The 19,999-nt window shown below is 35.1% G+C and carries 28 protein-coding genes; all 28 read left to right on the top strand.

Annotated elements, in window-relative coordinates:
- The first annotated feature begins 404 nt into the window (after window positions 1-404).
- Window positions 405-704 carry a ribosomal-processing cysteine protease Prp gene (locus tag EKH84_RS07325; protein WP_127065795.1) on the top strand — a complete coding sequence of 100 codons (300 nt, stop codon included), beginning with the start codon at window positions 405-407 and terminating at the stop codon, window positions 702-704.
- On the top strand, window positions 695-1,933 hold the full coding sequence (locus tag EKH84_RS07330) for a PBSX family phage terminase large subunit (RefSeq protein ID WP_127065796.1): 1,239 nt from the start codon (window positions 695-697) through the stop codon (window positions 1,931-1,933). Before EKH84_RS07325 ends, EKH84_RS07330 begins: the two co-directional genes overlap by 10 nt.
- Before the next feature lie 12 nt (window positions 1,934-1,945).
- Window positions 1,946-3,286 carry a phage portal protein gene (locus EKH84_RS07335; RefSeq protein WP_127065797.1) on the top strand — a complete coding sequence of 447 codons (1,341 nt, stop codon included), beginning with the start codon at window positions 1,946-1,948 and terminating at the stop codon, window positions 3,284-3,286.
- On the top strand, window positions 3,276-4,064 hold the full coding sequence (locus EKH84_RS07340) for a hypothetical protein (RefSeq protein WP_190283526.1): 789 nt from the start codon (window positions 3,276-3,278) through the stop codon (window positions 4,062-4,064). Before EKH84_RS07335 ends, EKH84_RS07340 begins: the two co-directional genes overlap by 11 nt.
- Window positions 4,054-4,353: a hypothetical protein gene (locus EKH84_RS07345; protein ID WP_127065799.1), complete on the top strand. Its 300-nt coding sequence runs from the start codon at window positions 4,054-4,056 to the stop codon at window positions 4,351-4,353. Before EKH84_RS07340 ends, EKH84_RS07345 begins: the two co-directional genes overlap by 11 nt.
- Window positions 4,353-4,499: a hypothetical protein gene (locus tag EKH84_RS21940; RefSeq protein WP_190283527.1), complete on the top strand. Its 147-nt coding sequence runs from the start codon at window positions 4,353-4,355 to the stop codon at window positions 4,497-4,499. Before EKH84_RS07345 ends, EKH84_RS21940 begins: the two co-directional genes overlap by 1 nt.
- 17 nt (window positions 4,500-4,516) lie before the next feature.
- Complete coding sequence (locus tag EKH84_RS07350; protein WP_127065800.1) at window positions 4,517-4,744, top strand: hypothetical protein; 228 nt, start codon at window positions 4,517-4,519, stop codon at window positions 4,742-4,744.
- A gap of 154 nt (window positions 4,745-4,898) precedes the next feature.
- Entirely contained in the window at window positions 4,899-5,528 is a 630-nt protein-coding gene (locus tag EKH84_RS07355) for a DUF4355 domain-containing protein (protein WP_127065801.1), read from the top strand.
- 39 nt (window positions 5,529-5,567) lie between these two features.
- A complete protein-coding gene (locus EKH84_RS07360) occupies window positions 5,568-6,425 on the top strand; it encodes a phage major capsid protein (RefSeq protein ID WP_127065802.1) in 858 nt (285 codons plus the stop codon).
- 24 nt (window positions 6,426-6,449) lie between these two features.
- A complete protein-coding gene (locus EKH84_RS07365; protein WP_127065803.1) occupies window positions 6,450-6,746 on the top strand; it encodes a hypothetical protein in 297 nt (98 codons plus the stop codon).
- On the top strand, window positions 6,743-7,048 hold the full coding sequence (locus EKH84_RS07370) for a hypothetical protein (protein WP_127065804.1): 306 nt from the start codon (window positions 6,743-6,745) through the stop codon (window positions 7,046-7,048). The genes EKH84_RS07365 and EKH84_RS07370 overlap by 4 nt, the downstream gene beginning before the upstream one ends.
- A complete protein-coding gene (locus tag EKH84_RS07375) occupies window positions 7,041-7,352 on the top strand; it encodes a hypothetical protein (RefSeq protein WP_127065805.1) in 312 nt (103 codons plus the stop codon). The genes EKH84_RS07370 and EKH84_RS07375 overlap by 8 nt, the downstream gene beginning before the upstream one ends.
- Window positions 7,353-7,356: 4 nt before the next feature.
- Entirely contained in the window at window positions 7,357-7,740 is a 384-nt protein-coding gene (locus tag EKH84_RS07380) for a hypothetical protein (RefSeq protein ID WP_127065806.1), read from the top strand.
- A complete protein-coding gene (locus tag EKH84_RS07385) occupies window positions 7,733-8,305 on the top strand; it encodes a hypothetical protein (RefSeq protein WP_127065807.1) in 573 nt (190 codons plus the stop codon). Before EKH84_RS07380 ends, EKH84_RS07385 begins: the two co-directional genes overlap by 8 nt.
- A gap of 48 nt (window positions 8,306-8,353) precedes the next feature.
- Entirely contained in the window at window positions 8,354-8,686 is a 333-nt protein-coding gene (locus EKH84_RS07390) for a hypothetical protein (protein ID WP_127065808.1), read from the top strand.
- Window positions 8,656-9,006, top strand: coding sequence for a hypothetical protein (locus EKH84_RS07395; RefSeq protein WP_127065809.1), 351 nt, complete (start codon window positions 8,656-8,658; stop codon window positions 9,004-9,006). Before EKH84_RS07390 ends, EKH84_RS07395 begins: the two co-directional genes overlap by 31 nt.
- Window positions 8,999-11,410, top strand: coding sequence for a phage tail tape measure protein (locus tag EKH84_RS07400; protein WP_127065810.1), 2,412 nt, complete (start codon window positions 8,999-9,001; stop codon window positions 11,408-11,410). Before EKH84_RS07395 ends, EKH84_RS07400 begins: the two co-directional genes overlap by 8 nt.
- Complete coding sequence (locus tag EKH84_RS07405; protein WP_127065811.1) at window positions 11,411-13,348, top strand: hypothetical protein; 1,938 nt, start codon at window positions 11,411-11,413, stop codon at window positions 13,346-13,348.
- Between the two features lies 1 nt (window position 13,349).
- Window positions 13,350-14,378, top strand: a complete 1,029-nt coding sequence (locus tag EKH84_RS07410; protein WP_127065812.1) for a hypothetical protein — start codon at window positions 13,350-13,352, stop codon at window positions 14,376-14,378.
- Window positions 14,375-14,605, top strand: a complete 231-nt coding sequence (locus tag EKH84_RS07415; protein WP_127065813.1) for a hypothetical protein — start codon at window positions 14,375-14,377, stop codon at window positions 14,603-14,605. Before EKH84_RS07410 ends, EKH84_RS07415 begins: the two co-directional genes overlap by 4 nt.
- The gene (locus EKH84_RS07420; protein WP_127065814.1) at window positions 14,605-15,054 is read left to right on the top strand and encodes a hypothetical protein; all 450 of its coding nucleotides are present in this window, start codon (window positions 14,605-14,607) and stop codon (window positions 15,052-15,054) included. The genes EKH84_RS07415 and EKH84_RS07420 overlap by 1 nt, the downstream gene beginning before the upstream one ends.
- Before the next feature lie 2 nt (window positions 15,055-15,056).
- On the top strand, window positions 15,057-15,344 hold the full coding sequence (locus EKH84_RS07425; protein WP_127065815.1) for a hypothetical protein: 288 nt from the start codon (window positions 15,057-15,059) through the stop codon (window positions 15,342-15,344).
- 15 nt (window positions 15,345-15,359) lie between these two features.
- Window positions 15,360-15,527: a hypothetical protein gene (locus EKH84_RS21945; RefSeq protein ID WP_190283528.1), complete on the top strand. Its 168-nt coding sequence runs from the start codon at window positions 15,360-15,362 to the stop codon at window positions 15,525-15,527.
- A gap of 71 nt (window positions 15,528-15,598) precedes the next feature.
- Complete coding sequence (locus EKH84_RS07430; protein ID WP_127065816.1) at window positions 15,599-16,102, top strand: phage holin family protein; 504 nt, start codon at window positions 15,599-15,601, stop codon at window positions 16,100-16,102.
- Window positions 16,071-16,763, top strand: a complete 693-nt coding sequence (locus EKH84_RS07435; RefSeq protein ID WP_127065817.1) for an N-acetylmuramoyl-L-alanine amidase — start codon at window positions 16,071-16,073, stop codon at window positions 16,761-16,763. Before EKH84_RS07430 ends, EKH84_RS07435 begins: the two co-directional genes overlap by 32 nt.
- 160 nt (window positions 16,764-16,923) lie before the next feature.
- The gene (locus tag EKH84_RS07440; RefSeq protein ID WP_127065818.1) at window positions 16,924-17,970 is read left to right on the top strand and encodes a hypothetical protein; all 1,047 of its coding nucleotides are present in this window, start codon (window positions 16,924-16,926) and stop codon (window positions 17,968-17,970) included.
- A gap of 64 nt (window positions 17,971-18,034) precedes the next feature.
- Window positions 18,035-18,208, top strand: coding sequence for a hypothetical protein (locus EKH84_RS21950; protein ID WP_190283529.1), 174 nt, complete (start codon window positions 18,035-18,037; stop codon window positions 18,206-18,208).
- A 698-nt stretch (window positions 18,209-18,906) separates the two neighbouring features.
- A complete protein-coding gene (locus tag EKH84_RS07445; protein ID WP_127065819.1) occupies window positions 18,907-19,314 on the top strand; it encodes a hypothetical protein in 408 nt (135 codons plus the stop codon).
- The last annotated feature ends 685 nt before the right edge of the window (window positions 19,315-19,999 follow it).

A 19,999-nucleotide genomic window follows, 5' to 3' on the forward strand; every position in this document is an offset into this window, starting at 1 on the left:
TACGTAACTCTTCGCGATAGCTTTCTTTAGCGAATAGTAACATAAAGAACATGAAAGAGTGTAGCCTTTGATAGTCATTGGCTATGCTCTTTTATTTATGTTAAACATAGTATTCGTTTATTTGTAAATTGTAATTTTGAAATGAAAGTAACAGTGTGACTAAACAAAGTAGCGTAGCAACGTAGATGGTGCGTACGTAGATGGGGTACACCACCCTTGACATATGGCGGGGGCGGGTGAATCATTGCTCAAAATATTTTTACACAAAAATAACCCTAGCTATCACGCTCGTACAAAAGCCTTATGATTTACCCTAACATCTGAACATTGAACGCTATAAAACGTCTATACGACGCTCACAATTAACGATAGAGGTATTAGAACACGAAAGAAGGTGATACGTTATGATAACAGCAACTATACGAAATAATGGTTTTAGAGTGGAGGGCCACGCACATATGGCTCCTGCTGGGCAAGACGTTGCATGCGCTGGTGTGAGTGCTTTAGTTGGCGCAGCACTAAATATGGTTGATTGGATGATTAATGAGCAGGACCAGACAAAAGGAATAATGGATGTTACTGTGGTTGATAATGACCGTGATGAGAGGTTAGATGCTGTTATCCTAATGCTGTATTATGGCTTATTAAATATACAACAACAATATCCGGACTACCTAAGAGTGGTGAGTGGCGCATGGAATTAAAACTAGATCCACAAATTTTTAATGACGCTTACTTACCTTACTTATTTGATTACTCACATAGGTATGAGTGCGAATATGGTGGTGCGGGCTCCGGTAAATCACATTTTTTAAGTCAAAAGTTGGTGCTTAAGGGTTTGAGTAGTAAGCGTAAAATATTAATCATACGTAAAGTTGGTAATACATCTAAAGACTCTACGTTTCAAATGATTAAGGACACGCTACAATTTTTTAAAATATATGATCAATGCAAAGTGAATAAGACTGATTTAACTATAGAGCTGATGAATGGCTCTATTTTTATTTTCAAAGGTTTAGACGACCCTGAGAAAATTAAATCTATCGCAGGTATTACAGATATATGGGTAGAAGAGTGTACTGAATGTACGTTAGATGATATTAGTCAATTAGATTTACGTCTACGTGCTAAGGCTGATAACCTACAAATGTATTTTAGCTTTAATCCAGTATCAAAAGATAATTGGGTATACAAGTACTTTCATAGGGATGCACCGGAGACTACTCCTGCTAATATGTTCGTGCTTAAGACTACTTTTAAAGATAATAAATTCTTACCACAAAGCTATATAGATTCACTTATGGCTATGAAAGATAGTAACCCTATCTACTACAAGATATATGTGGAGGGTGACTTTGCTACTCTTGATAAGCTTATATTTGCATATGAGATTAAAGACTTTGATTGGCGAGAAAAGCTTAAAACTGGAATAGCTTGTTTTGGAATGGACTTCGGATATACTAATGACCCTGCAGCATTTAGTGCTTTTGTAGTAAATGAAGATCAGCGTGAGATATGGATATTTGATGAGATATATAAAAAGGGATTGTTGAATAATCAACTGGCTGCTGAAATTATATATCATGGTTTTCAAAAAGAGGTTATTACAGCCGATTGTCAAGACCAACAAAGTATAGATGAGCTTAGAACCCAGTATGGTATAAGTCGAATTAAAAGAAGCTGGAAAGGTAAAGGTTCAGTGCTTCAAGGAATACAGTACATCCAACAATTCAAGATATACGTGCTCCCTAGTTGTGAAAATCACATTATGGAGTTTAACAACTACGCTTGGAAGAAGAATAAGCAAACTGGTGAGTACACTAATGAGCCGATTGATAAATATAATCACTTAATGGACGCTATGAGATATGGTATTCAGAAAGTAAGAAAAGGTAAAGTAAAAACAATGAATAAAGCAGTATTAGGATTATAAAGGAGGTGACGAATGTTTACTTGTAGAGGAAAATTAACATTAGATCTAATTAAAAAATATATTGAGTTGTTCAAGGCACAAGAGTTGCCGCGCTTGAAAAAGCTAGAACGCTACTATAAAGCTAAGAATGACACGATTGTTAATCGTACTTTTGAGGATATTAGTAAACCTAATAATAAATTGGCTCATGCTTATGCTGCATATATCACTGATACACTATCGGCATACATGGTAGGTAAACCAGTGTCTTATTCAGCGCAAGATGATACTTTAAATACTGAAATTGCTGACATTATGAACTACAATGATTCTGCTGATAACGACCTATCTATCGCTGAAAGTCAAAGTATTTATGGTCGCGCTTATGAACTCATGTACGTAGATGAAGATGGTCATACAAGATTTAAGTGCTTAAACACTTTAGAGAGTATAGCCGTTTATGATGGTACTGTTGAGAACAACCTAAAATATTTCATACGCTATTGTGAAGAACAGGATCCAGTAACACTCGTTACTACCGTAACAGCTTGGGTATATGATGATGTTGGTTGTAGTGAGTATAGAGGTTCAAGTGTAGGTGACTTAACACTTATAGATACTGTAGAGAATGTATTTGGGTACATTCAAATCAATGAGTACATCAACAACAACTTTTTAGAGGGCGACTTTGAGAAGGTTATTAGCCTAATAGACGCTTACGACTTAATGTGTTCTGATACTCTTAATGAGTTAGATTACTTTAGCGATGCCTACTTATTGTTCGCCAACTGTGAAATTGATACTGATAGTGTTCAAGACATGAAGAACAATCGTATTATTCAAGCCACAAGTGGAGATAGTGGCCAAGCTGCTGTTGTGCAATGGCTTACTAAAAATGCTGATGATGTGCAATGTGAGAACACCAAGAAACGTACAGTAGATGAAATCCACAAGCTTTCTAAAGTTCCGAACCTAGACCCTAGTGCTTTTGTATCACATACGACTGCTTCACATGTGTTCTACAGCTTACTTGCTACAGAGGACTTGGTGAGTAAGAAAGAAAAGAAGTTTAAAAAAGGCCTACAGCAACGACTTGAAAAAATAGTACATTTACTTAATGTTAAAGGAATTGATACCAACTATGATTATAGAGATATAGAGATTACGTTTAATCGCAACATCCCACAAGGTTTGGAATCAATAGCTGACCCAATTAGCAAGCTTAGAGACTTGATTAGTGATGAAACCCTAATAAGCCTTATACCAGGAATCACAAATCCTATCGAAGAGTTAAAGAAGCGTGATGCTCAGCGTGAAAAAGAACGTGAACTCATGAACACATATAGAATGTTAGGTGATGATCTTGAGAACTAACTACTGGGAAGAAAGATTGATTGAAAATCAATTCAAACTTGGTACTAAGAAAATGGACAAAGAAATACTTAAAATATATAAGCTTGCTAGTAAAGAACTTCAAGCATTAGTAAATGATTTATGGTTTAAGATGTTGCAGAATGGCTCAATTAGTCAATGGCAGCTCTACCAGTATGGTCGATATATCGTAATGCAAGAACAAATAAATAAGATACTTACAAGTTTAGGGCAACAAGAAATAAGCATTATAAACACACAATTACAATCTTTATACGAAACCACTTTCACGGAATCCGCTCGTTATCTCGGCGGTGAAGTCTTAAGTGGTTCTTTTAGTTTACTGAATACGCAAACAGCATATGAAGTAGCTAATGCCAACTTTAAAGGTGCTGCATTTAGTGACCGTATTTGGAAAAGGCAAGACTTACTTAAAGAACAGCTTACAAGGGTTATTACTAATAGTGCTGTGCTAGGTAAGGACTGGAAAAGTGTAAGTCGTGACTTGGCTAGCAGATTAGAAGTAGGCTTAAGTGATAGTAGGCGGTTAGTAAGAACCGAGACTATGCGTGTGCTTAATAGTGCAGCAATAAACAAAGCAATAGAACGAGGATATGAATACTACAGGGTGCTACTTGAAGTTGATGCTTGTGACGAGTGTTATAGCGAGTATGAGGGTAAGCTTTTTAGCTTAAAAGGTGGAAGCCCACCACCTCTACATCCACACTGTCGCTGTTGCATAATTGTTGAAATGAATGAGGGTGAAAGAGTTGACGATTAGGTGTGATGTTTGTGCCAATGAGTTTGAAGCGGATATAAAAGTAAGACAGCAAGGCGAGCTAGAAATTACTTATGTGGTATGTCCAAGATGCAATAAAGAACATATTTTGATGGTTACAGATGAAAAGCTTAGACGTTTACAAGACATAGCTAGATTGGCAATGTTGAAAACTAGAACTACCGTCGGTAAAGGTAAGATACATGAGAAAAACTTTAAAATGTGGCAAAATGCTAAGCGTGAAGCTGAGAAGTATGCTAAAGAAGCTAAATTAAAGGAGCGTGTTGTGTAATGGCAAGTTTTCTATGTGGGATAAGTATTAAGATGACAACTAATTTTGAGGAAGAGTTGGAAAAGTTAAAGCAAATCAACTCTGAAATGATAAAAACCATTGAACTACAAGAGAAGATTATGGAAAATCAAAAGTTAATTGAGTAGGAGCGAGGTGGGGTGCTTTGAAAATATACGTTGTTATGACTGGCGTGTATGAAGAAAAAGAGACACGTTTAGTAACTGTTAACTTGTGTGCTGCCTTAGAGGTACTTAATGAATGTGAATCACCCGAAATAGAGGTGTGGGAAAATGATGAATGTCTTTTAGTTTATGGCTTTCGGCAATGCCACGCTATAAATCAAACTAAAGATGTTAACTTGATTAAGGAAGATTTATTAAAACAGATTTGATAATTAAGCACTAGCGATTATATGAGTGAATGAGCTGTTACTAGGAGGTGGCAGAGAGTAGCTTGCTAGTGCTTTTTATTATGCCCTAAACATACTTAAGGCTTAAAACTGAGTATGGAAACTAGTCGTTACGGACGTTAAACGGAGGTAATTTATGAAATTAAAAAATAGATACTTTAAAACTGTAACTAAGGCTACATTGTTTAACTTACAATTCTTTGCTGGTGAAGATGATAACAATAATGATGACGACAAACAAGGTGACAAGCAACTGAGTCAAGATCAAGTTAATGACATTATCGCTAAGCGACTAGCTAAGGAAAAAGCTAAGTGGGAAAAAGACTATAACGCAAAGCTAGAAGCAGAAAAAGCAGAAGCTGCTAGATTGGCTAATTTAGACGCCACCCAAAGAGCAGAAGAAGAAGCTAAGAAGAAGTTAGCAGCACTTGAAGAAAGAGAAGCTAAAATTAAGCAGGCTGAGGATAAGCTAGAATGTGAGAATGTGCTTAAAGAAAGAGGTTTGTCTACTTCTTTTGCAAATTTCCTACTTGGTGCTGATGCAGAGGTAACTTTAGCTAACATTAATAGCTTTGAAACAGCATTTAAAGAAGCTGTAAAAGCAGAAGTAGAAACTAGAATTAAAGGCAAAACACCACCTGCCGGAGGTGGCGATAATAAAGATGGTGTTGTATCTAAAGAGGAGTTTAAAAAGCTTCCATTATTTGAGCAAAACAAGCTTTATTTATCTAATCCGGAACTATACAAAACTTATTATGGCGCTTAAGAGGGCGCTTATTTTTATGCTCAAAAGGAGGGCGATTACATGAAAAAGTTTATTACTAAAGCAAGAAATACTATTTTATCTTTACAATACTTTGCAGACCCTACACACACTCTTTATGCTAATAGCGTAATTGAGAACAAGATGACTGACCTGGTAAACACAAAGCTTGAAGCTAAGTCTTTAATGACTATCGATTATAGCTTAACAGAAGTAGCAGGTATGAAGAAAACTATTAACAAGTACACTTACTCTGGTGGTGTAGAAAAATTAGCAGCTGGTGCAAAAAATGCAGATGCTCAACTAGGTAAAGTGGTTTATGTTGGCACAGATTATGTAGTATCTCGTTATCAACAAACTTTCAAGTATCTTGATGAAGATGTTATGAAAGACCCATACTTCTTGGATGTTGCTACAACAGGTGCTTCTACACTCATGGCTAATCAAGTTAAGACTGAGTATTTTGCGGAATTAGCTAAAATCACAAATGCTACAACATGGCCAAAAGCATCAGCTTTTAAATATGATGATATTGTAGATGCATTAGCTGTGATTGATCAAGAAGTAGAAGAGGGTATGTTTGTTATCATGAACAACACTCAAAGAAAAGAAATTCGTAAGGATGCAGACTTTAAAGCAGCTAAACAAGGTGAAATTCTTTATACTGGTCAATTTGGTACTATTGCTGGTATTCCTGTACTATTCTCCAAACTTGTACCTGCTGATACAGTTTACATCACATCTAAAGATGCGGTTAAATTCTTTGTTAAGAAAGATGCATCTATTGAACAAGCTCGTGATGTAGAAGCTAAGAAAAACACTGTAGTTTATGCTCGTTATGGTGTAATTGCACTTGTAGATGAAACTAAATCTATTAAAATGACAAAAGCTACAGCTTAATAGAGAGGTTGGTGAGGAGCTGTGTTGGAAAATATTAAAACGCTAACAGGTAATACCGATGAGGTGCTTATACAGCTCCTTATTGATAAAACCAAGAAAGAGTTAGAGTCTACAGGTAAAGAATATAGTGATATATGGGATAATGTGATTGAGGACATTGTAATTATTAAGATTAACAGACTTAATCACGAGGGAACTAGCCACTATGAAGCTAACGGTATGTCTGAGACATTTGTAAAAGGTTATCCTAGTTATATTAACGACCAACTATCAGCTTTAGGCTTACCTTGTATTGGTAAAGGGAGGGCGAAGCTATTATGAGATATATAAAGTTTACGCTCGAACAACTTGTAAGAGTACAAGATGCTTTAGGGCAGTGGAAAGAGTCGTGGGAACCTATACAAGATATTAGCGTGGCTACATCTAACAAGCTTTATTCTACCGTTACTAACGACGCTGTGTATCGCAAGTATGCACCTACTGGTATAACTACGTTTAAAGGATTTGAAAAGTGTGGCACTTATCGTATTGTTAATAACGATATAACTTATGAAGTACACTCATTTAATACTGACAGTAGGCTTACACAGTTACTATTGAAAGAGGTGGTAATGAGTGAGTGATATTACGATAATTATTAATAGTGGTGTTAGTGATGAAATAGATAAGATGTTAGAGCACAAAATTGAACGTGTAGGCCAATTCGGAGAGAATAAAGCTAAAGAAAATATGGCAGGTCATAATCGTAGTGGTATACTGAGCGCCAGTATAAGTCATGATGTAAGTGATTTAACAACCACAGTAGGTACTGACGTCGAATATGCTGTACCGTTCCATGAGGGGCACGGAAGTTTTCCCGGAGTCCCTTTTTTGCGTGATGCAATTTATAATCATATACCGGAAATTATAAATATTTTAAAGGGGTGATTAGGTGGTACTTGTTGAGCTGATAACGATACTTAGAAATGATGCTACACTAAAAACTCTTTTAAAAGCTACAGTAACAAATACTAAAATAATGCCTATGCCCCTTTTAACAGATGGTATAGGTTACACCTTTATACCTCTTACAAGTGATGGTGTGAAAGAGCAAAGTCAATTTGAGTTAACAGTCATCAACACCGACTTACTAAGGTGCTACGAAATAAAAGAGCAATTAGATGAGCTACTTATAACCATAGGTGATACACCGCTTACTAATGGTATTTTAGAAGTGAGTCAAAACGGTGGTGGGTGTTGGTATGATGGTGATCTAAAAATGTTTAAATTAAAAGCAAATTATACTATTTTATCAAGGAGGAAATTAAATGGATAAATTAGCAGATACAACAGAAGTCACTCTAGGTAGTGGCGATTTATTTATGATGCTTTATGCAAATGCTATACCGGAAGACGCGGAGTTAGAAGTAGATGCGAATAATGTAGCGCATATTGATAGTGGTGCAACACTTAAGTATGGAGTTACTTATAAAGATGTAGAGGATTCCAAGGGGCAAGTGGTAAAGAGCTTCATCACGAAAGAAGATGTAACCTTTGGAACTGGAATTTTATCTTGGAATGGTGACATAATTGCAATGCTTTGTGAAACAGCTAGAGTAACCACAACAAATGCTACAGCAGACGCTAAAGGCAAACGTGTTACTAAAATTGGTGGACGTGATAACGCTAACGGCAAATATTACGTTATCCGTTTTAGACACAAAAAAGATGATGGTTGCTATATTCGTGTGACAATCAAAGGTAAGAATACAGCTGGATTTAGCTTACCTTTTGAAAAAGAAAACGCTACCGTAATTGATGCAGAGATTAAAGCCTTTGCACAGGATACTGAAGGAACATTAGTAATAATCGAAGAAGAGTTACCACAATTAAGCGCTTAAGAGAGAGGGAAACCTCTCTTTTTTATTTGTATAAAGGAGGAATTTTTAGTGGCTTATAACTTGGCTAAGAAATCAAATAAGGTTAAAACATGGGAAATCGCGTTAGATGAAGAAGAAAAAGAAATTGTACATGTAAAAAGATGTAGCCAGGAGGTATTTGTTGAAATAGGTGAACAAGTATCCGGAATGAGTACGGAAAATGTAGCTAGTGCCCTCGCTACTATTGGGGACTTAGTACTTAAGGTGCTTAATAACAATGTAGAAAAACATGAATTTACTAAAGAATGGTTAGCCGAACAAGGTTACGACATTTTTACACAAGGTGAAATTTTACAAGATTACTTTATGTGGTGCCAAGGAGTTTTAGCAAACCCAAACTAACAATCCCCTTTGCTCACTTTAAAGATGATGACGAGGGGAAAAAGTACGATATATCTAGTCTTTTTACGTACGAGGATAATGTTGTAGCTACTTACAAGCAAGTAGCTGACTATTGCAACATGAGTTATTTAGATGTCAAAAAATTAGACTTCTATGAGTTCGCTTTGCTTAGTCGCAATGCCTATATAAATAACATTTTAAAATGCCATGGTGGCAAAAAAGCACTAGCTGATGGTATAAGGCTAACAACTAAAGAGTGTGATTTACAAGGCTTAAGAAGTCTTAAGAAGAAGTTAGAGGGGGTGAATAACAATGGCTAATTTAAATTTAGCTACGCTATCTATTAAGGTGGCTATTGATAAAACAAATGTAGCTAGTGAACTTAATAAGATAAAAGAAAGTCTAACGAGTGTTGGCGCAAACGGTCAAACTGGACTAGGTAATTTAAAAAATGCATTGTTAGGAGCCTTAGACCCAACTAAATCTCTTGGTGCAAACTTAGGAAGTCTTAAGAGCACGCTTATAGACCAGGTTAGTGCCGTGGGCGGTCTACAAGCCGCTTATGTTGCGTTAGCTGTTGCTGGTATAGCTATAGCCACTAAAGCACTTCTAGACTTTATAAAAGCATCTGTACAAGTTGGAGTAGCGTTTGAAAAGCAAATGTCTAAAGTTGAAGCAATTAGTGGATCTACAACTGCAGAAATGAAACTCTTAAGTGACAAGGCTAAGGAAGTAGGTAAAAATACAGTTCTTACAGCAAGTCAAGCCGGAGAAGCTATGGAATATATGGCTATGGCCGGATGGAAAGTTGGAGATATGTTAGCGGGTATAGAACCACTTGCTAACCTAGCTATTGTTAATAATGGTGATTTAGGTAGAACATCAGATATTGTAACAGATGCTTTAACTGCTTTTGGGATGAGTGCGGAAGAAACAGCAAGATTCTGTGACGTATTGGCCCAAGCGTCTAGTAACTCTAATACGAATGTTGACATGATGGGTGAAACGTTTAAATATTGTGCTGCCGCCGCAGGTGCTGCAGGTTATAGTATTGAAGATGTAGCCTTAGCGACAGGTCTTATGGCTAACAGTGGTGTTAAAGCTTCTATGGCCGGTACAGCACTTAGACGTATGTTTACCGAACTAGCAACAGGTTGTAAGGTTAGTTCTAAAGCTTTTGGAGAAATGGATATCGCAACAACTAACTCTGATGGTTCTATGCGTGAGCTTAAGGATGTAATTTTAGACTTACGAGAAGCTTTTGACCAAATGAGTGAATCTGAAAAAATAATGAATGCGGAATCTATAGCTGGCAAAACTGGTATGTCCGGCTTTTTAGCTGTAATTAATGCCGGTGAAGCCGATTTTAACAAGCTCGCTGATGCAATAGACAATTCGGCAGGTGCAACAGATCGTATGGCTAAGACTATGGCTGATAACGTAGACGGCCTTGTTAAAGGTATACAAAGTAAATGGGAGTCTGTTCAAATTGCCACTTTTGAAATGCTAGAGCCTATTATAAGTCGTATGCTTATGTGGGTTGATGCGGTTTTAGGTCTTTTTTCTAATTTGTATAACAAGGTAGCTGCGATAATCGGAAATATCATAAACATTATGACCGCGTGGATAGAGCCAGTTATCGCGGTTTTTAATACGGTTGTAGAGTTGTTAAGTCCTATTTTAGACGTAATATTTGAAGCTGTTAACGGTGTTTTTGGAAGAATAAGCGAATCTATGAATAGTTTTATTGAAGGTTTTAAGAATGTGCTAGAAGGTATTAAGTTAGTACTTGAGCCTGTTATAAAAGTTATAGCAAGCATCTTAAGAGTGGCTTTAGGTGTACTTACCTTAAACATGGATATGATTTTGGGAGGTTTTAAAGACGCTGCTGATGGGGCGAGTGATTTCTTCACGGACGTACAGAATGTAGGAGTTAAGGCTTGCAACGGTGTAATAGATGCTTTAAATCTTATTCCTGGTGTAAGCATTGATAAAATGCAAGAAGTACAAACTAACATAGACGGAACGGGAGAAAAAGCAACTGAAACTGCGGAAGCTACTGCAAATGCTATAAAAGCTATTCAAGAGGAGCTAGAAAACAAGCTTAAGGGTTTAGATGATGTCTATAAATCATACATGGATGCTCGTCTAGCTGAGTATGAAAAAGAACTTAAAGAAAAGTACGACATGAGTGATTTACAAGATGTGAAGCGTTACAATGAAAAGCTTGATAAATACAAAGAGAGACTACAACGTGAAGTTGATTTAGATCGTGTCAATGAAGAAAAGAAGTTACAACTTAAAGCTGATGCTCAAACTAAGATGTTAGAGTTAGAAGAAGCTTATAGTAATAAGCAAGCGGAAATGAGTGAAAAGCAATACCAGGCATTGAAGCAACAGTATGAGAAAATAGGTAAATTACAAAAAGCTGCTTCTGGTAGCACCTATACAACGATGGCTACACCTAATGTCGGTGGTTACGCTACTGGTACTAACTATGCTAGTCAAGGATGGCACTGGGTAGGTGAAAAAGGTAGAGAACTTATGTACTTTGGTGGTGGGGAGAAGATTATTAATAATCAACAGAGTGAGAAATTAGTTAGCGGTGGTGAAACGCACAACACTTTTTATGTCACTATTCCAGCCAACAGCGTGAAAGAATTTGTGGATGTAGTAGAAATGTGCAATAACGCACAAGTGAATATGAGAATGGGGGTGGAGTAGTTGGCAAGTAAAACATTAAAAATATACGCTACAAGTAGCTTACAACCAGAGCTTTATCCCGAGCAAGATTACTTTAAGCTAGGGTATAGCTATCCCGATGTAAATATTGTGTTTGATATACCTAGCAATATAAGCAAATACACACTAAAAAAGCTCGGCTATAGGTGTAACGATGGTGCTAATAATTACCCAATAACTATATATGGTGATGGGACAACATGGTTCGGCCCTTTGTATTGTCAGCATGATACTGCATACGAGTTAAATCTAAAAAACGAATATACATTAAGAAGTTTGACATATGCTTTTTATGGTTATACCAACACTGATTTTGCAAGGTTTTATGGTGCAAGACATCCTACGGAAACTTATAGGCCTTATATTACAATAGAATATAACGAAGTAGATATATCCAATTTAGTTTTAAGTAGCACTAATTTAGATGATGATATTACGGTTAGTTGGCAAGGAACCTGTGATAGTTGGACATTACAAGCTATTTTAAATGGTAATGTAGTAAAAAATTGGACTGGTACAACAGAAACTAGTGTAACTATTCCTAAAGGTACATTAACCACAAATGGTGGATGGACATTTAAGTTAATTGGTGTAAGTGGAGATAGTAAGGAGATTACCACAACGGCTACATTAACTAGAGTAGAGCCTAGTATTATATCTTTGGAGCCTGATAACGTAAACCAAAATGCAGACAATAATATCACAGTATCTTGGGTTACTACAAATCAACAGTCATATAGTTTAAGCTTGGACAATTTAAGTTACAGTGGCACAACTGCCGATAGCTTAGTAATTCCAGCTAAAACTCTTAAAAGTGGAACAAAAAGCATGACATTAACAATTACTTATACAAGTAGTTGGGGAGAGGTTAGGACAGCAACTAAGACTGTAACATTTTTGGCATATGCTACCCCTAATACACCACAGCTAGAAGATATAAGTATTTATAATAGTGCTACTCCCACGTTTAACTGGACTTGTTCTGATGCCTATACAAGCTATCATTTTAAAATTAGCAATAGTGCGGGAACAGAGGTATTAAATACTAACGAGGTGGTAAGTAGCGCTACATCTTACACATCCACTTATGCACTTACCAATAATGGCACGTATACAATCGCAGTACGTGTTAAAAATCAGTTTGGATTATGGTCAGCGTGGGATAGTAAAACAATCACTACAGCGTTTGTGGTGCCTAACAAGCCTATCGTAAATATTTATGCTACTAATAAAAATAGTATTGTTATTAACTTTAATATTGCTTACAGTGACGAATTTGAAAAAGCAGAGATATGGAGAAAATCTCCTAGAAGTGAATGGATTAGAATAGCCTACAACCTAGATAATAATTTTACTTATGAAGATGAATTTCTAGGTAGTGGAACACATTACTATAAAGTGCGTGCCATAGGAACAACAGGCGGAATTATAGAGAGTGATGTGGTAAATGCAAGTATTAGCATAAGCAACTTTAACTTTGCTAATTGCGACGACTTAACGCAATCTATAGAGTTTGTCGGTGATCCTAGTGTAAGGGTACAAGAAATTAGACAGATAGTTACTACTATTTATGCTGGTTGTACAGCTCCTAAACCGGAAATTGGAGAAGTTAAATATAGGATTGTAACGTGTAGCTTTACTGTAGAAGCTAATGAATATGATGCCTTTATGGATATCTTTGATAGCAGCGAAGTAATACTTTATCGAGACTGTAGAGGGGAAAAGATTTATGGGAAAGTTACATCTAATGTTACAAAAACACCAATCACTAACAGCTTGTATAGTATAGGATTTACTTTTACGGAAGTAAGCTTTATTGAAAAAGATATGTATAAAGGTGATGGCAACACAGCGGTAGTATTTTTTGACGGAGCATATCGATTTGATGGAACATTAACATTTAATGGAGAGGGTGAGTAAGATGTCTACCAGATATTTAAGCTTCCAATATGAATTGCTAGACGATACAAACACATTCAAGAAGAAGCTTTATAATGTAGAGTCTTGCTCCATTTCTTACAAATTTCTAAGCCAACTAAAATCTAGTGCTACTATTGTTATGGATGATGATAGTAGCATTGATTATTTAAAGGATAGAATTAAGGTTTACATGACTTTAAATAAAGTTAAGACCGCATTAGGAGTGTTTATGCTGTGTTCTCCTAGCAGAAATATTACAGGAACCAAAAAGACTAGAAATATTACAGCATACAGTCTATTGCAAATGTTGTTAGATGATAAAGTGACTACTAGGTACACAGCAGTTGTAGGAACTAATGTTGTGAATGAGGTTAAGCGACTAATAGGTAGTAATAATAGCTACAATATTACTGACTCCTCTAAAACGCTTAATAGTGAGTTTAATTATGAAATTGGTACAAGTAAACTTGAGATTATTAACGACTTACTTGCTAGTATTAACTATACAAGCCTATGGGTAGATAAGGACGGAGTATTTAAAGCCGAACCTTATGTACTGCCGACAGACAGGATACACATTAAGACCTATGAGGATAATGAAGCTAGTATAATTTTACCGGACATGGTGGATGAGCTAGATTTATTTAATGTGCCTAATGTATTTGTACGCTATACTAACAACTTAGACGTAGCTACTCCATTAAGCTTTACTTATACTAACGACAACGCTGACAGTCCAACATCTACGGTTAATCGTGGACGCAGTATAGTTGATGCACAGAGTGTAGAAGCCACCGACTTAATCACATTACAAGCAATAGCTAAGAAAGATGCTTATGAAAGCAATAGTAAGTTTAGTCATCTAAACTTTGAAACAGCAATAGATCCTGATGTTATGAATTTATATATGCCAAATGTATGGATAAAGGTTGGAGACATAAACGCTAAATATACCATAACAGCCATTACGTTTAAATGCGCCGTGGGACAACAAGCAAAAGTCGAAAGTAGGAAGGTGGTGGCTATATGATAGATTCTTTTGCTATTTTGAATGCAGAAATAGAAAAGCTAAAGAAACAACAACCCACACTAAAATGTGGAACTGTTACAAGCACCTCACCGTTTAAAGTGCAATTTGATGGGGAGGATTCCAGTAACACATATAAGAAGCCTAAATCATACACGCCCACCTTAAATGACAGGGTGTGTTTTTTAGTTCAAGGAAATAACTATATTTGCTTAGGGGGGTATGAATAATGAATGCTTTAACTAGATTTGAACCTAGTACACCAGTTAGATATGATGTTATGAATGCTATGTGTACAGAGGTAGAAGCTAGAGATACAGATTTACAAGAACAAATCAATGTTTTAAAATCTAAAACACAAATTCCATTACCGTATAATTCTGGGTTTGTGGATTATGCTACTGGAGCATTAGAGTCTTATGTAGTAAAAAATGGACTTAATGAGTGCAAGTTAGTAATAAATGCAAAACCAAGCACGGGGCAATTTAGCGCAGGACAAACAGCTATAGCTACATTACCTAGTGGATATATTCCTTCTAAAGGTTATAGCGTAGGTGCTAGGAATAGTGCTATGACTGGGTGTAGCGTAGAGATACTACCAAACGGAACCATAAATGTATACACAGCCAGCGCAAGTGATTATGTGTTTGCTGTTATTCCATATGATTTGGAGGTGTAGTGATGTTTGGAATAATTATAAATGAGCAAGGATATAAGACAGCTTTTGTGTGCATAGATGAAAATGATAATATTCTACACTATACTCTTAAAGAAAACGAGCAACTTATAAAAAACGATTGGCAGATTGCTAATGCAATGGGTAAACCTAAATGGACAGGCACAGAATGGGTGGACGAAGAACCGCCAAAACAAATTGATAATTGTACAGGGCCTACAGTAGAGGAACAGTTACTCGCTACTCAGAAAATGGTTTTAAGTTTACAAGAACAAATTATAGATATGCTATAAAAGGAGAGGATGATTATGTTGTATATTGTTTGTGAAAGCGTGATTAGGAGCCAAAACTATGACCAAGAAGATATGCTTAAGAAGTTAGGTAAGTATAAAAATGCCGGATTACTTACAGATCAAGAGTATTTAGATTTAGTAGAATTAATTACAGACTTTCCACCTAAAGTAACACAAAAATAATAAAATACGAGGCATAGAGGAGCAGCTTAATAGGCTGTATTTTTTATGCCTTTTTCCTGAGGAGGGAAATCATGAACGATATAAAAGCAACTTTAACAGGTGTTGTAACAGCTATTTATATTTGGGTTAGTGCTTACTTTGGGGTATTTACTCCACTTCTAGTATTAACACTGGTAGCTATGTTTTGTGATCTAGTAACTAGAATCTATGCTGCAGGTTCAAGCGAAACTGAAAAAGTAGAGAGTAAGAAAGTAATGCTAGGTATATATCGGAAACTAGGTATGTGTATGCTTATTATTTTAACTCTTATATTAGATTCCGGTTTGGTCCTTATAGCTGATACATTGGGTATAAATGTAGCCACTAAGATTATATTTACTGCATTTACACTAGCTTGGATTTTTGTTAGGGAGTTGATTAGTAACCTAGAGAATTTAGCTTTAGCAGGTATAGACTTGCCTAAGTTTATTGTTAAGGCCCTTAACATAGCTAGGGACAAGATAGATAGTGCTGCAGATTTAAACGTACAAGGAGGTAATAAAGATGGAGATACAACAAAAACTATTAACCATTAATAAGTACAGTAGGCCTGGATCTAAAATAGGTCATATTAAAAAGATAACAGTACATTGGGTTGGGAATGCAGGTAGCTCAGCTATTGCTAATCGTAACTACTTTGAAGGGCTTAAAGAGGGCAAGAAGAATGCATATGATAATTATATATTTGCTAGTTCACATTACATTATAGGGCTACAAGGGGAGGTTGTTTTATGTGTTCCAGAAGATGAAATTGCATACCATGGCAATAGCCATAATAATATGGCAATAGGAATAGAAACGTGTCATCCTGATTGGGGTGGTAAGTTCTCAGAATTGACGTATAAGAGCCTTGTTGAGTTAGTGGCAGAATTATGCACTAGATATAAATTAAGTCCTCTAGTAGATGTAGAGAGACATTACGACATAACTAAAAAGGATTGTCCACATTACTATGTAGTCAATGAGCAAGCATGGAGAGCTTTTTTAATAGATGTAAAGAATAAAATAGAAGAGGGTGATGAAATGCTAGTTAAAGAAAAGATTAATGTAAACGGAAAAGAAGTTGAAGTGGATAGCATTACAAAGGATGGGGTTACTTATATCCCAATGCGCCAGTTAGCTAACATGCTAGGAGCAGAAGTAACATATGATAATGCGACTAAAAGGAAAGGGTTAATGGTACCAGCTAGGGCTTAGGCTCTAGCTTCTTTTTTTATGCCTAAAACGTAGATTTGTTTTAGAAGTATAAGTGAGCAATTGCGAATTTATAATTTAGCATTACGTTCAAAAAATATTGACTAATTGTTTTTAATATTATATATTATTTGAAAAAAGACGAGTAATACTGGAGGGGAATATGGATAATGAAGTTATTATACAATCAGGATATCCTGAACATGAATCAAAAGTATGGAATAGTTTTGATCCAAATGAAATAAGGGCATTATTTCACTTATTAAATGGACAACCTGATAGCTTGATAAAAGTATTTCCTAAAGATGTTCAGATAGGATTTAATGATTTGCAGTTACTCTATCAAAATGTTGAAGATAAATTGGGGCACTATATAGTAGGAGCCAATGAATTCTCTATTGATATAAAATTTGATAATGGAAAGATTAAAAATTTTGGAAGTTGGCTTTCCTTTACAAACACTAATTTCGATATACCTGAAGCTATTGAAAATGTAATTATGAAATGGGACTGTTTATTAAAACTACCAAATTATGAAATTCCACAAAAACACACACTAGTGGTGAGAATGAGTTCAGGATTAAATGCTCAACAGGTATTTCAATTATTGCTAAGTGGAGAAATAGAAGACATGGATTCTGTAGAGAGAAATTTAGCTCCAGTTATTTGCAAAGTGGATTTCGTGAATCACCGATTAGCCGAAGAAATTACTAATATAGTAGAAGAATGGAACAAAACACTAATAGCATCAGAGCAGATTAATAATAGGTTAAAATTTATACGGAAGCATAAAGGAACTATAGCTAATGCTATAAGATACATAACGCCAATTGTATATGCAGGGACCATATTAGTATGGATCATGTATTACCTATCAAATACATCTATAAAAGTTGTTTCTGACATTACTGTTAATCAATTAAAAAGTATAATATGTATTTGTTTTTTTGGATATATAACGTATAATATAGTTAAAAGAGTGGCATTTATATTGGGGAAAAAAGTGATTGAATCTGCGATGGAGTATGGTGATACGTTTACTTTTGCTATAACTAAGGGAGATTCAATTACCCAACTAAATTTAGCCAGAGCAAATAATAAATATACTGTTGACATGATATTGAGTATTTTAGTAACTATTTTAATTAATATAATTTGTGGAATAATAGTAAATCATCTATGGCAAATGATATGTACAATTAAACTTTAAAATATACACATAATACAACATTATTATCATATGCTAATATAGATTAGAAGAAGGGGGTGTTGAGATGTTTACTAGGATTAGTAAGTTTATTAAAGAGGTAAACATTGATTTTAGAACAAAAAACCTATCACAAGGCATGTGTGGATATGTAAATGATGAAGATTTAAAGTATTTACTTGAAAAAATTGAGAAACGGAATAAAGATAAAAAAGAACTAAAGGATTTCTGTTATAAATAATAAAAGAATAGTTTTAGATAGGATCAGGTGAGAATACCTGGTCTTATTTTTTTGTTGCATAAAATTACAAAATGTAACAAGGATAAAGTGGTATACTATGTAACAACTACATATAAATTAATGCGAGGTAATTCTATGAACAAAAAGAAAAAATATTCAATATATGTTATGATTTTTACATGTTTATGTAGTTTAGTGTCATCATTTTTAATTCTATCAACAAAGGAATCTATTTATTATTACAATCTTATATTGCCTATAATTTCTGTGTTAGCTATAAGTTTCGGCTGCATTTGGTTAATAAAACAACGAAAACTTAAGTAAAGTAAATGAGCACATAAAGAAGTTAAAAATGTTTTTGACCAACTAAATAGTTATTTAGATTAGTAATTAAAAAGATAGTTTGTTTAAAAGCAAGATCATAAGGCTACACTCTAAAATAAAAAGGGTGTGGTCTTTTTTATGCAAAAATATAATAAAAACCTTAAGCAATGGCAGATAGATATATTAGTAAAATGGTGTTTATTAAAGGAAAGATTGAATAACATAATCAAATAGTGTAGAATTATCTTAAAATTTATTTGATATTAGGGGGAGATTTTATGATTATAGCTTTCTATGCTTTACTTTTAATATTATTCTCTATAACTTTATACGAGTATTGCTCAATGTAAATATCATTTGTGGGGTGGGGAAGAATGAAGAAAACTATAACAATATTGTTAGTTTGTATTTGCCTTATGATGACTGGGTGTGGAGCGGATAATTTAGATGTGGACGGTGTAAAAAACGTATTAACAGACTATAGCCAGGTAGTATTAGATGATGGAATAATTGCTATAGATATTAGCAAGGATGGCGAAAAAGACGACTTTGATAGCAAAATTCATACAACTATAAGAGATACTTTGCATAAAATATCTAAACTAAAAATCACAAAAGACAGTCCGAAAACTATAATTATAAGCATGGATAATAAAAGAGGTGTAGGAGTGTTCGCGTATGTAGATACGGATATTATTTCTACTGTTGAGTGGAGCAAAATAACAGATAAAATTGAGTTAGAAAATTATATAACTATTAAATACTTCGATTATAGTAAATAAAGGCTTGCAACATTAATCTGCTACAATAACCTAAACAAATTTATAGCGTGCAACTTTAGCATATGGGGTTGCACGCTGTTTTGGCTGACACCTATCTGACACCTACGTACAGAATTTATTCAATGAAGTTAATGAACACATCTTGCATTTATTGTTGAAAATAATAGGATTGAGCATAAAAATATTTTAAATAATGAACGCTATTTACCTGTTTATACATAAAAATCAAACTTCGGATCAGAATGTCGTGGGTTCGAATCCTACCGCGTGCGTAAAAAAAAGACCTAGACTTAAGTATCAATTGATACAAGTCTAGGTCTTTTTTTGTTACAGTCTCATGGGAGAAACTCACATAGCCTTCCTAATTGGCCTAATTCTAGGCATAAAATGGCTCCTCAGCATGTTTATGTAGTTAGAAACAGGCATTAAGGATAGCTATTAAAGTTAAACCAATGAGTGAGGAGCTCCTATAGTCTTAGCCGGTGCACCCTTATGATAGGAAACTAAGACTTTAAGACTCTGATTTAGAACTTTATTTGGTACTACTAGATGTAAAAACGTATTTAGCAACTTATAGATGGACCTCTACTGCTAGCGCGTCAAGTTGATGCTACCTAGACTAAAGCCGAGGAAGTTGCTTATTTTGTTTTACATCTATGTATATGTGATGAACCAGGGGAATCCC

This window comes from Cellulosilyticum sp. WCF-2, assembly GCF_003990395.1.
GTDB classification, from domain to species: domain Bacteria; phylum Bacillota; class Clostridia; order Lachnospirales; family Cellulosilyticaceae; genus Cellulosilyticum; species Cellulosilyticum lentocellum.

Coding starts and splice junctions, on each gene's coding strand:
- EKH84_RS07325 (WP_127065795.1), top strand. CDS start 405: ATGATAACAGCAACTATACGAAATAATGGTTTTAGAGTGGAGGGCCAC.
- EKH84_RS07330 (WP_127065796.1), top strand. CDS start 695: ATGGAATTAAAACTAGATCCACAAATTTTTAATGACGCTTACTTACCT.
- EKH84_RS07335 (WP_127065797.1), top strand. CDS start 1,946: ATGTTTACTTGTAGAGGAAAATTAACATTAGATCTAATTAAAAAATAT.
- EKH84_RS21940 (WP_190283527.1), top strand. CDS start 4,353: ATGGCAAGTTTTCTATGTGGGATAAGTATTAAGATGACAACTAATTTT.
- EKH84_RS07355 (WP_127065801.1), top strand. CDS start 4,899: ATGAAATTAAAAAATAGATACTTTAAAACTGTAACTAAGGCTACATTG.
- EKH84_RS07360 (WP_127065802.1), top strand. CDS start 5,568: ATGAAAAAGTTTATTACTAAAGCAAGAAATACTATTTTATCTTTACAA.
- EKH84_RS07370 (WP_127065804.1), top strand. CDS start 6,743: ATGAGATATATAAAGTTTACGCTCGAACAACTTGTAAGAGTACAAGAT.
- EKH84_RS07385 (WP_127065807.1), top strand. CDS start 7,733: ATGGATAAATTAGCAGATACAACAGAAGTCACTCTAGGTAGTGGCGAT.
- EKH84_RS07400 (WP_127065810.1), top strand. CDS start 8,999: ATGGCTAATTTAAATTTAGCTACGCTATCTATTAAGGTGGCTATTGAT.
- EKH84_RS07410 (WP_127065812.1), top strand. CDS start 13,350: ATGTCTACCAGATATTTAAGCTTCCAATATGAATTGCTAGACGATACA.
- EKH84_RS07415 (WP_127065813.1), top strand. CDS start 14,375: ATGATAGATTCTTTTGCTATTTTGAATGCAGAAATAGAAAAGCTAAAG.
- EKH84_RS07420 (WP_127065814.1), top strand. CDS start 14,605: ATGAATGCTTTAACTAGATTTGAACCTAGTACACCAGTTAGATATGAT.
- EKH84_RS07425 (WP_127065815.1), top strand. CDS start 15,057: ATGTTTGGAATAATTATAAATGAGCAAGGATATAAGACAGCTTTTGTG.
- EKH84_RS21945 (WP_190283528.1), top strand. CDS start 15,360: ATGTTGTATATTGTTTGTGAAAGCGTGATTAGGAGCCAAAACTATGAC.
- EKH84_RS07430 (WP_127065816.1), top strand. CDS start 15,599: ATGAACGATATAAAAGCAACTTTAACAGGTGTTGTAACAGCTATTTAT.
- EKH84_RS07435 (WP_127065817.1), top strand. CDS start 16,071: ATGGAGATACAACAAAAACTATTAACCATTAATAAGTACAGTAGGCCT.
- EKH84_RS07440 (WP_127065818.1), top strand. CDS start 16,924: ATGGATAATGAAGTTATTATACAATCAGGATATCCTGAACATGAATCA.
- EKH84_RS21950 (WP_190283529.1), top strand. CDS start 18,035: ATGTTTACTAGGATTAGTAAGTTTATTAAAGAGGTAAACATTGATTTT.
- EKH84_RS07445 (WP_127065819.1), top strand. CDS start 18,907: ATGAAGAAAACTATAACAATATTGTTAGTTTGTATTTGCCTTATGATG.